The organism is Bradyrhizobium sp. PRIMUS42 (genome assembly GCF_023006515.1).
In the GTDB taxonomy this organism is placed as follows: Bacteria; Pseudomonadota; Alphaproteobacteria; order Rhizobiales; family Xanthobacteraceae; genus Bradyrhizobium.
This window is the reverse complement of sequence record NZ_JALBGZ010000138.1, coordinates 1-11,218: the sequence shown is the minus strand read 5'-3', so window position 1 is coordinate 11,218 and position 11,218 is coordinate 1. Positions and strand designations below refer to the sequence as shown.

Sequence of the window (11,218 nt, the reverse complement as noted above, 5' to 3'; positions counted from 1 at the left end):
CCCGCGCGGCCTGCAACACGCCGGGCGCGCTCGGTGTCGCCCGCACCGTCGAGATCGACACCACGGGCGGCCCCGGCTTCGGCTTCGAGCATTTCAAGGACCTCGACTTCCTGCGCGACAAGGAGGTGGTGCTGACCTTCGACGATGGTCCCTGGCCCAAGAACACGCCCGCGGTGCTGAAGGCGCTCGCCGACGAATGCACCACCGGCATCTTCTTCTCGATCGGCAAGCACGCGACCTACGAGCCGGAGATCCTGAAGCAGGTCTATGCGGCTGGCCACACCGTGGGCACCCACACCTGGTCGCACGCCAATCTGAACAACAAGAAACTTACCGAAGCGCAGCGAAAGGAAGAGATCGAGAAGGGCCTGTCCGCGGTGAAGTGGGCGCTCGGCGGCATCTCGCCCTCGCCGTTCTTCCGCTTCCCGGCGCTCCAGCATCCGCCGGAGATGGTCACCTATCTCGGCAACCGCAACACCGCGATCTTCTCCTGCGATATCGACTCCTTCGACTTCAAGGCCTCGAAACCCGAGAAGGTGGTCGAGACCGTGATGAAGAAGCTCGACACCAAGGGCAAGGGCATCATCCTGATGCACGACTTCCAGAAGCACACTGCGGAGGCCCTGCCCGAGTTGCTCAAGCGCCTGAAGGCGGGCGGCTACAAGGTGGTGGCGATGCGCGCCAAATTCCCGGCATCGACGTTGCCCGAGTACGACCAGGAGCTGCTCAAGGACGCCAAGCTGCCGACTGTGAGCCAGCGCCCGGTCAACTCGGTGGTGACGACCGTTTCCGAATAGACGGCAATTGTCTTTCCGGATCGAAGGCTACGTCATCGTCTCAGCGAACGGCATGCTTGCTGACGCCGGTCACGTCATGCCCGACAGCCTGAAGTTCGAGGGCGACAAGCTGTTCTTCGAGCAGGCGCTCGATCGCGCCGCGTTGATCGTGCACGGCCGCAACTCGCATGAACAGCAGCCGAACTCGCCGAAGCGCAAGCGGCTGATCCTGACCCGCAAGATCAAGGCGCTCACCGTCGATCCGGAAATGCCGAACGCGACGCTGTGGAATCCGGAACACGCGAGCTTCGAAAATGCCTGCGCCTTTGCGAACGTCGCCTCCGGCATGGTCGCCATCATCGGCGGCCCCGCCGTATTCGACATATTCATGGGCCGTTACGACACGTTCTGGCTGTCGGAAGCCCCGCATGTGCGCCTGCCCGGCGGCGAAGGCTGTTTCGTCGGCGTGCCCCAGCGGACGCCGCACGAGGTGCTGGCGTCCCACGGGGTGCAGCCGGGCGCGCCCTATCTGCTCGACGCGGCGCATGAGGTGACCGTGACGCCGTGGAGCCCGGCAAGGGGCTCCAATTAGAACTCGAAAATCAACCCCATGCACAGTACCGGCAATAGGCTACCTACGCCTATCCTGCGCGTTCACCACGCGTATCGGACGACGCTGCGACCGGCATAAGGGCGGGTCACGTTCGAGATCGCGCCTCCAAGCGCGACGGAGTGAACGCGCGGAAGTCCGCAGAGCGCGAGTAACCCGCTACGGCGCCGGAAGGTGATAGGCCAGCACACCTCGGAGCGTGTGCACCGTGCCGCCGGCGCTCAGGCTCGTCATGGAATCAGACGCGAGATCGTCCCTCGCCCCGAGATGCGTGACGCGATATTCCGCGCGGGCCGAAATGTTGTCGGTGAAGAAGCGCTCGAAGCCGCCGCCGAAGGTCGCGCCGTGATATTCCCGGGTCGGCGCGGTGCCGGGAAATCCGAGGAAATTATATGAGATCGACTGCGCGGTCGTGCCGCTGTAGCCGCCGAGCAGATAGACCATCGTCTCCGGCGCTACGAGATAGCCGACGCGTCCGCCGACGGTCCACCCCCACTTCACCGCGGCGAGATCCGACGAAATCTCGGCACCTGCGCCAGATGCCTTGACCCTGGCGCCACCGTTGGTCCCGGCATCGATCAGGCCAAATGCGCCGACGACCCAGCGCGGCGCGACCTGGCGATCGTAACCGATCGTGAACGTGCCGCCGACATCGGCGCCGCCGAGACCGGAGGCGTTGACATCCAGCACGCCGGCGAACGTGCCCGCGATATGCGGTGTGATGACATCGCCGCCAATGCCCGCACCAACATAGACGCCCGTCCAGATCGGCTTGATCGCCGGTGCCGCCGAAGCGGGCGCGGGTCCGCCGAACTGGCCGAAGCGATAGGCTGCGCCAATCCGGACCACATGCTCGGACAGATCAGTGGTCCAGATCGCGCCAAGCGGATCGACCGTGGAGTGTTGGCCGAGCGCGACATAACGGTATTCGCTCCGCAACGAGACGTTGCTCGCAAGACGATATTCAGCGCCCGCGCCGACCGTGTAGCCGCGCGACGTCAACGCCGGTTCCTGCACCGTGAACGAGGGCCCGCCGAAGGTCGCGTAGTTGAGATTCCAGTTGTTGATCCGCGTCTCACTGTAGCCGGCGAGGCCGTAGAGCAGGATATCGGGCGTCACCAGAAATCCGGCACGACCGCCGATAGTCCAGCTCTGGTCCAGTGACGGCAGCGTAGCGCTCAGGCTCTGCCCAAAGAAGAATGGGCTCGACGCACTGGCTGTGGTGCGCTGGCGCGACCAGTCGTAGTCGAAGAAGCCGCCGATCACGACGCGCGGCGCGACCTGGACGTCAAATCCGGCGAAGGCGGACAGTCCGAGATCGGCGCCTTGCAGGCCGTCGAGCGTGAACAGGTCGGGACCACCGCCAACCGGCGCCAGGCGCGACCGGCCAGTCGTAAAGTCGAAGCCCAGTCCGCCGCCGACATAGAACTGGGTCCAGTTGGAGACGGACACCGATTGCGGCCGCGCCTTCACCGGCAAGTCAGCTGCATGAACTGCCGCGGCAGCAAAGGCGCCGACATGCGCTGCACTGAGAACTCCCAGAGCGCACGCCGCCCGTCGCGTCAGATAAACCAATTACCGCCCCTATCACCCCGCGCCGGTTGCCCACATGCAACCGGACGACCGGTCATATTCTGCACCGTCGCAGATGCACAAGTGGAGAGCCGCGAGCAACGCCTCGCGGTTGCGGTTTTGGGGAGCCGCTGTGATCACGAAGCCATAATGTGTGAATGAAGGTTCACGCGGCGATCACCTGCCGCGAGCGCCGCGCAGTCCTCGCGACTCATTGTTCGAGCGACCGCAGAAGATCACTCACTCGCGCAGGCTCCTACACGTCCCCATAGGCCGCTTCGGCCGGGCGTGTGGTGCGGCCGTATCCCATGATCATGAACAATGCGCCCATGATCGAGAGATTCTTGAGCGCGTCGACCACCATCTTTGCATTCTCGGGCGGCGCCTGATTCCAGAAATCATCGAACAGCACGGTCGCCACCGCGACGTAGATGATCATCAGCATCGCGAAGAACCGCGCGCCGAAATTCAGCGCGATCATCAGGCCCGCGATGATCTCGAGCCCGCCGACCGCAATCGCCAGCAGTTGCGGCGTGGTCATGGCGGTCGCCGTTTCGACCTGCTTGGCGTAGGGCGCAATCACCTCAGGCACCACGACCTTGGTGGCGATGAAGTCGGCCGTCGCCTGGATGGCAAAGAGCTTGGTCGCGCCGGTGTAGATGAACAGCACGGCGAACAGGATCCGCCCGAAAGTCACGAACGCTGGCATGATCGGCCTCTTGGCAAGCTCAAAGCGCGGGGATGCTCGACGGATTATGAAGAGTCGTTCGTCAGTTTACAAACACGGAAATGGAGAGCTGCGAACAATTCAAAAGTTGGCGACGCGAGCGGTGCGTTGGCGCTCCCTGGCGGAATCGAATCATAGCGGCGAGTTCTGCCCATTCTCTCCGCTTCATGGCCGGGCTCGCCCCGGCCATCCACGACTTGCGCAGCCGTACACGGAACTTGGAGCCCGGGACGAGCCCGGGCATGACGAGTTCGCGGAACGTCGACCCTACGTGAACAACGTCGGCTGCTGCCGCGAGGCGCGCTCCTGGGCTTCCACCACGGCGACCGCCGTCATGTTGAGGATGCCGCGCGCGGTGACCGACGGCGTCAGGATATGCGCCGGGCGCGCCGGGCCGACCAGGATCGGGCCGACGGGAAGCGCGTCCGCCAGCGACTTGATCATCTGATAGGCGACGTTGGCGGTGTCGAGGGTCGGCATGATCAGGATGTTGGCCTCGCCCTCCAGCTGGGAGTGCGGCAGCACCATCTTCCGCGCAGCAGCGGAGAGCGCGGTGTCGCCCTGCATCTCGCCGTCGGCCTCGATCTCCGGATGCTTGTCCTTCAACAATTGCGTCGCCCGCCGCATCTTGCGTGAGGAGTCGGTGTCATAGCTGCCGAAATCCGAGTGGGAAACGAAGGCGATCTTCGGCTTGATGTTGAAGCGCTGGACGTGGACCGCGGCGAGCGATGCGATCTCGGCGAGCTCCTCTGCGCTCGGATTGGGACGAACCTGCGTGTCGGCGATGAAGAAGGCGCCCTTGCTGGTGATCAGCAGCGCCAGCGCCGCGTAGTCGCTGATTCCAGGCGAGAAGCCGACGATCTCGCGCACATGGCGCAGATGGCTCATGTAGCGGCCCTCGACGCCGCAAAGCATGGCATCCGCCTCGCCGCGCGTGACCGCGAGCGCGGCGATCACCGTGTTGTTGGTGCGCACCACAGTGCGCGCCGCATCCGGCGTCACGCCGCGGCGCCCGGCGACCTCGACATAGGACTGCACGTAGGAGCGGTAGCGCGGATCGTCCTCGGGATTGACGAGATCGAAATCCTTGCCGATGCGGATCGAGAGGCCGAAGCGCTTGATGCGCGCCTCCACGACCGAAGGACGGCCGACCAGGATCGGACGCGCCAGGTTCTCCTCCAGCACCACTTGCGTGGCGCGCAGCACGCGCTCATCCTCGCCTTCGGCGTAGATCACGCGCACCGGCTGGGTCTTGGCCTTGGCGAACATCGGCTTCATGACGAGGCCGGAGCGGAAGGCGAAGCGCTCGAGCAGCGCGGTGTATTCGTCGAAATTGGTGATGGGCCGCGTCGCTACGCCCGACTCCATCGCCGCCTTCGCCACCGCCGGCGCGATGCGCAGGATCAACCTGGGATCAAAGGGGCTCGGAATCAGCGAACCCGGGCCGAAGCCTTGCGTCTCGCCGGTGTCGAAGCCTTGTGCGACCGCATCGGACGGCGCCTCGCGCGCGAGCTGGGCGATGGCCTCGACGGCTGCGTGCTTCATCTCCTCGTTGATGGCGCTGGCGCCGACGTCGAGCGCACCGCGGAAGATGAAGGGAAAGCACAGGACGTTGTTGACCTGGTTCGGATAGTCGGAGCGGCCGGTGCAGATCATGGCATCGGGGCGCACCTTGCGCGCTTCCTCCGGCATGATCTCCGGGGTCGGGTTCGCGAGCGCCATGATCAAGGGCTTGTCGCCCATCGCCTTGGCCATCTCCGGCTTGAGCACGCCCGGCGCCGAAAGGCCGATGAAGATGTCGGCGCCGCCGATGACGTCGCCGAGCGTACGCTTGTCGGTCTTCTGCGCGTAGACCGCCTTCCAGCGGTCCATCGTGGTGTTGCGCCCCTCATGCACGAGCCCGTCGATGTCGCAGACCCAGATGTTCTTGCGCTGCGCGCCCATCGACACCAGGAGATTGAGCGTCGCGATCGCCGCGGCCCCTGCGCCCGACGCCACGATCTTGACGTCCGACAGCTTCTTGCCGTTGAGCCTGAGGCCATTGGTGATGGCGGCGGCGACGATGATGGCGGTGCCATGCTGGTCGTCATGGAAGACCGGGATCTTCATGCGCTCCTTCAGCTGCGCCTCGATCTCGAAGCATTCCGGCCCGCGGATGTCTTCCAGATTGATGCCGCCGAAGGTCGGCTCGAGCGCCGCCACGGTCTCGACCACGCGCTCGATGGTGTCGGCGGCGATCTCGATGTCGAACACGTCGATGCCGGCGAACTTCTTGAACAGGACCGCCTTGCCTTCCATCACCGGCTTGGAGGCCAGCGGGCCGATATTGCCGAGGCCGAGCACCGCGGTACCGTTGGAGACCACGGCGACCAGATTGGCGCGGGTGGTCAGCGTGGCGGCTTCCGCCGGGTTCTTGGCGATCTCGGTGCAGGCCGCTGCAACGCCCGGCGAATAGGCCAGCGCGAGGTCGCGCTGGTTGGCAAGCGGCTTGCTTGCCTGGATCTCGAGCTTCCCTGGGCGCGGCAGACGGTGATAGGCGAGTGCCGCCTGGTGGAGATCATCAGAATAGGACGACATGCGGTGTCTCGCCTCGCGTTACCGGCCTCAAAATGCACGATCCGGGGCGGCTGTCCAAGCCGACCGTATTTCCGGGTCATGGAAACGGGATGAAGCACGCCGGGCGCCCCGGTGGCAACATCCGATTGCGCGCCCATCAACAGGACGCGCGGTCAAACGCTTGAAAACCATAGCTTTCTCTGGACCGCGCGGCGTTTCGCGAATATGGCAGGTTGCGCGGTGCAAAAGAGCAATCGGAGTCATGGAATGAAGCGAATCCTGATCGGCCTGGTCGCACTCCTCGTGCTCGGCGCGGGCGGATGGTTCGGCTTCAACTTCTATGTCCAGCATCGCGCCACCGCCGAGGTCGAGGCCGCGTTCGAACGGATCCGTTCGAGCGGCGGCAAGGCGAGCCATGGCAAGATCGGGTTCGAGCTCGCGACCCGGACGCTGACGATCGAGGATATCGCGATCGCTCCCGGCGAGCCGCCGCAGGCGCAGATCAAGATCGCCGGCATCAAGGGCACGGGCGTTCGCCTGATCGACGACAGCAGCTTCTCGGCCGACAGCATCGACGTCACGGGTTTCGAAGTCGCGCTGGACCAGGTCGGCGCCGCGAAGCTGAAGGCGTCCTACAAGATCCCGCAACTCACCTTACGTGACTATGCCGGCCCCGTTCACGCCGGCAATGCGCCGACGGGCGGCTCCCTGATCGAGCTTTACCGCTATGTGCTCGAACAGTACGCCAGCATCACGGCATCGTCCGTCACGGCTCCGACGCTGACGATGACCTTCGATGCGAGCCGCAGCGCCGCCGGCAGCGGCGAGGTCGCCTATTCCGGCCTGGCGATCCAGAATCTCAAGCGCGGCAAGATCGATGCAATGAAGGCGGACCGCGCCGTCTTCACCATCGACGTTCCGCAGCCGGGCAGGCAGGACAAGCTGACCGGCGACCTCTCCAACATCATCGTCAACGATTTTGACGCCACCGCGATCGCCGCGGCGCTCGATCCGCAGAAGAGCGGCGACGACAGCTACCATCGCGTCTACCGGCAGATCTCGGCCGGCCCCTATGTGCTCAAATCGACCCAGGGCATGCGGATGGACATCGACGGGATCACCTTCGAGGACATCGCGGTGCAGCCGTCAAAATTCCGGCCGGCCGAGATCATCGCGCTCATACCTTCGGACCGATCGGTGGTCCCGACCGCCGCGCAATCGCGCGAGATGATGGAGAAGCTCGCCGGATTCTATGAAGGCTTTCGCATCGGCAAGATCGAGATCGGCAAGACATCCATGAGCACGCCGCAAGGGACGGCCAGGATCAATGCCGTCAGATACCGGGAGGGCGAGTTCGCGGTCGAAGGCGTGGATACGCCGTCGCCGCAAGGGCAGTTCAAGATGGAGCGCTTCGCGCTGAAATCGTTCAGCGCGGCAAACCTGATGCGCTGGGCGGCAGGGCTCAGCAGCCACGGTCAACCGCCCTCGCCCGATCAGATGCTGGGCCTGTTCCGCGTGCTCGAGGGCGCCGAGATCAAGGGCGTGGTGGCGCCCTACAAGACCACACGGCAGTTCGTCACCATCGACACGCTCAGCCTGAACTGGGGTCAGTTGGTCGGATCGATCCCGAGCAAGGCCAATCTGGTCGTGAAGATGGTCACCCCCACAGATCCCGCAAATCCGGCGCAGCGGCCGCTGATCATGGCGGGCGTCGACAAGCTCGCGATCAACCTCGATCTCGGCGCGGCCTGGACGGAATCGTCGGGGGCGTTTGCGCTCGCGCCCGCCACGATCGACCTCGGCAATCTCGCCAGGGCGCAGGCCCGCTTCGCACTCGCCAACGTTCCGCGGGGCGTGTTCACGACCGATCCGGTGCAGGCCATGAGCGATGCCGGGAAGATCGAGACCGGCGCGATCGAGCTCTCGTTGCGCGACAGCGGCGCCGTCGATCTCGTCGTGGCGCAGTTTTCCCGTATGCAGGATGTCAGCCGCGATGCCGCGCGCAGTGCCATCGTCGAGATGATCCGCGCGCAGGGCGAGAAGCTCGCGGCGTCCAATCTCGATGTCAGGGCTGCGGTCGATGCGCTCGCCGGCTTCGTCGCGACGTCAGGGCAGACGCTGACCATCAAGTTGACCCCGCTCGGCAAGCTGCCGGTGGTTCAGCTCATGGATGTCCTGAACAGCGAGCCGGTCGCCGCACTGGCGCAGTTCAGGATCGAGGCGTCGACGGGATTGTAGATCGGGCTGGTGGTCTCGTGTCCCGGACGCGGCGCGGCATGAAATGACGCGACGCAGAGCCGGGACCCAGAGAGCCTGATGTTCGCTGAGACGTGGGCCCCGGCTCTGCAGCGCACCGCTTAAGTAGCGCTGCGCTGCGTCCGGGGCACGAGACCGAAACCGCCACACTCACTTCTGCGGCAGATCGTAGGGTGGGCAAAGCGAAGCGTGCCCGCCAATCGAACCTGATGATGTGGATGGATGATGGTGGGCACGGCGCTAAGCGCCTTTGCCCACCCTACGGGACTGCATCCAGCCGCAAAAGCAGCCTCACTTCTGCGGCAGGTTGACCCGCACATGCAGCTCGCGGAGCTGCTTGGTGGTGGCGTCCGAGGGCGCGCCCATCAAGAGGTCCATGGCCTGCTGGTTCATCGGGAACAGCGAGATCTCGCGCAAATTGTTGGTGCCGCACAAGAGCATCACGATGCGGTCGACACCCGCGGCCATGCCGCCATGCGGCGGTGCGCCGTACTGGAAGGCACGGTACATGCCGCCGAAGCGGTCGACCACTTCCTGCTCGCCGTAACCTGCGATCTCGAACGCCTTCACCATGGCTTCCGGCACGTGGTTGCGGATGCCGCCCGAGGCGATCTCGTAGCCGTTGCAGGTAATGTCGTACTGGAACGCCTTGATGGTCAGCGGATCCTGGCCCTTCAGCGCGTCGAGGCCGCCCTGCGGCATCGAGAACGGGTTGTGCGAGAAATCGACCTTCTTGTCGTCCTCGTTGTACTCGTACATCGGGAAGTCCACGATCCAGGCGAGTTCGAACCGCTCCTTGTCGGTGAGGTTCAACTCCTCGCCGACCTTGTTGCGGGCAAGGCCAGAGAATTTCCAGAACTTGTCGGGATCGCCGGCGACGAAGAAGGCGGCATCGCCCTCCTTTACGCCGATTTGCGCACGGATCGCAGCGGTGCGCTCGGGCCCGATGTTGTTGGCGAGCGGACCTGCGCCCTCGCCGCCCTCGCGCCACATGATGTAGCCGAGGCCGGGCTGGCCCTCTCCTTGCGCCCACGAGTTCATGCGATCGCAGAACGCGCGGCTGCCGCCGCCTGGTGCGGGAATGGCCCAGACCTGGTTCTTGGGATCCTCGAGCATGCGCGCGAACACCTTGAAGCCGGAGCCGCGGAAATGCTCGGAGACGTCCTGCATCTCAATGGGGTTGCGCAAGTCAGGCTTGTCGCTGCCGTATTTGCGCAAGGCTTCCGCGAACGGAATCCGCCGCCAGCCCTTCGTCACCGGCTTGCCCTTGGCGAACTCCTCGAACACGCCGGTGATGACAGGCTCCATCGCCGCGAACACGTCATCCTGCGTGACAAAGCTCATCTCGACGTCGAGCTGGTAGAACTCGCCGGGCAGACGGTCGGCGCGCGGGTCCTCGTCGCGGAAGCAGGGCGCGATCTGGAAATAGCGATCGAAGCCCGACATCATCAGCAGCTGCTTGTACTGCTGCGGCGCCTGCGGCAACGCGTAGAACTTGCCGGGATGAATGCGCGAGGGCACCAGGAAGTCGCGCGCGCCTTCCGGCGAGGACGCGGTCAGGATCGGCGTGTTGAATTCGAAGAAGCCCTGCCCCTCCATGCGACGACGCATCGACTTGATGATCTCGACGCGCGTCATGATGTTCTGGTGCAGCTTCTCGCGACGCAGATCCAGGAAGCGGTACTTCAGGCGGATGTCTTCAGGATATTCCTGGTCGCCGAACACCGGCAGCGGCAGGTCGCCGGCCGGGCCCAGCACCTCGATCTCGCTGACATAGATCTCGATCTTGCCGGTCGGCAGATCGTCGTTGTCGGTGCTCTTGTTATCCGCGCCGGCCGGGCGGCGGCGCACCTTGCCGTCCAACTTGACCACAAATTCGGAGCGCAGCTTTTCCGCCTGCGAAAACGCCGGCGAATCCGGGTCGACCACGCACTGGGTCAGGCCGTAATGGTCGCGCAGGTCGATGAACAGCACGCCGCCATGGTCGCGAACGCGATGGACCCAGCCCGAGAGGCGGATCGTCTCGCCGATGTTGCTCTCGCGGAGCGCGCCGCATGTATGTGACCGGTAGCGATGCATGGTCGTCCCAAAATCAATGTGGAGAGATCGAATCGGGTAGGGCCTGATGCCCTAGCCGAAGTTGCGCAGGGTTTACCCGACGAGGCCGAGGGCGGCAACCAATGGAACGGCCTGTTTTGGGCCCGGAAGGCCCATTTTTGGCTGGTTTTGGCTCGAGCCTTTGCCATCCGGCGTTCCCCGCCTATCTTTACCGGTATGACCGTCCATTTCCCCTTCCAGAACTCCTATTCGGCGCTGCCGGACAGCTTCTTCGCCCGCGTCGCGCCGACCCCGGTCGCGGCCCCCCGGCTGATCAAGCTGAACCGGCCGCTGGCGGCCCAGCTCGGGCTCGATCCTGATGTGCTGGAGACCCCGGAAGGCGCGGCGATCCTGGCCGGCAAGACGGTTCCCGACGGCGCCGACCCCATCGCCATGGCTTATGCCGGCCACCAGTTCGGGCAGTTCGTGCCGCAGCTCGGCGATGGCCGCGCCATCCTGCTCGGCGAGGTCATCGACAGAGATGGCGTCCGCCGCGACATCCAGCTCAAGGGATCTGGGCCCACTCCGTTCTCCCGCCGCGGCGACGGCCGCGCCGCGCTCGGGCCCGTGCTGCGCGAATACATCGTCAGCGAGGCGATGTTCGCGCTGGGCATCCCGACTACG

General features: G+C 64.8%; 8 protein-coding genes. 4 read left to right on the top strand and 4 right to left on the bottom strand.

Translation table 11 applies throughout. The features are described from left to right. Both MOV75_RS13525 and MOV75_RS13520 read left to right on the top strand, forming a co-directional pair. Positions 1 to 797, top strand: a 797-nt coding sequence (locus MOV75_RS13525) for a polysaccharide deacetylase family protein (RefSeq protein WP_247005940.1), incomplete at its 5' end; no start/stop codon positions are given. Positions 798 to 804: 7 nt separating this feature from the next. Beyond that, the gene (locus MOV75_RS13520) at positions 805 to 1,368 is read left to right on the top strand and encodes a dihydrofolate reductase (RefSeq protein ID WP_246925736.1); all 564 of its coding nucleotides are present in this window, start codon (positions 805 to 807) and stop codon (positions 1,366 to 1,368) included. Between the two features lie 177 nt (positions 1,369 to 1,545). On the opposite strand, the gene MOV75_RS13515 is transcribed toward MOV75_RS13520, so the two are convergent. The 3 genes from MOV75_RS13515 to MOV75_RS13505 all read right to left on the bottom strand — a co-directional run bounded on the left by MOV75_RS13515 (position 1,546) and on the right by MOV75_RS13505 (position 6,262). Next, complete coding sequence (locus MOV75_RS13515; protein WP_258719539.1) at positions 1,546 to 2,961, bottom strand: outer membrane protein; 1,416 nt, start codon at positions 2,959 to 2,961, stop codon at positions 1,546 to 1,548. Positions 2,962 to 3,214: 253 nt separating this feature from the next. Beyond that, the gene (locus MOV75_RS13510) at positions 3,215 to 3,667 is read right to left on the bottom strand and encodes a DoxX family protein (protein WP_246925734.1); all 453 of its coding nucleotides are present in this window, start codon (positions 3,665 to 3,667) and stop codon (positions 3,215 to 3,217) included. Between the two features lie 285 nt (positions 3,668 to 3,952). Next, positions 3,953 to 6,262 (bottom strand): NADP-dependent malic enzyme, encoded by a 2,310-nt coding sequence (locus MOV75_RS13505; protein WP_246925732.1) that lies wholly within the window; start codon positions 6,260 to 6,262, stop codon positions 3,953 to 3,955. A 246-nt stretch (positions 6,263 to 6,508) separates the two neighbouring features. Here MOV75_RS13505 and MOV75_RS13500 point away from each other — a divergent pair, with 246 nt between their 5' ends. Next, a complete protein-coding gene (locus MOV75_RS13500; protein WP_246925729.1) occupies positions 6,509 to 8,479 on the top strand; it encodes a hypothetical protein in 1,971 nt (656 codons plus the stop codon). Between the two features lie 309 nt (positions 8,480 to 8,788). Here the strand turns inward: MOV75_RS13500 and aspS are convergent, their stop codons facing one another. Beyond that, positions 8,789 to 10,576 carry an aspartate--tRNA ligase gene (aspS, locus tag MOV75_RS13495; RefSeq protein ID WP_246925725.1) on the bottom strand — a complete coding sequence of 596 codons (1,788 nt, stop codon included), beginning with the start codon at positions 10,574 to 10,576 and terminating at the stop codon, positions 8,789 to 8,791. Between the two features lie 195 nt (positions 10,577 to 10,771). On the opposite strand from aspS, the gene MOV75_RS13490 reads away from it, so the two are divergent. Then, the coding region (locus MOV75_RS13490; protein ID WP_247005939.1) for a protein adenylyltransferase SelO family protein at positions 10,772 to 11,218 on the top strand (447 nt) is incomplete at its 3' end.

Excerpts from the sequence above, each read along its gene's own strand:
- MOV75_RS13510 (WP_246925734.1), bottom strand. The coding sequence starts at position 3,667 with ATGCCAGCGTTCGTGACTTTCGGGCGGATCCTGTTCGCCGTGCTGTTC.
- aspS (WP_246925725.1), bottom strand. The coding sequence starts at position 10,576 with ATGCATCGCTACCGGTCACATACATGCGGCGCGCTCCGCGAGAGCAAC.
- MOV75_RS13500 (WP_246925729.1), top strand. The coding sequence starts at position 6,509 with ATGAAGCGAATCCTGATCGGCCTGGTCGCACTCCTCGTGCTCGGCGCG.
- MOV75_RS13505 (WP_246925732.1), bottom strand. The coding sequence starts at position 6,262 with ATGTCGTCCTATTCTGATGATCTCCACCAGGCGGCACTCGCCTATCAC.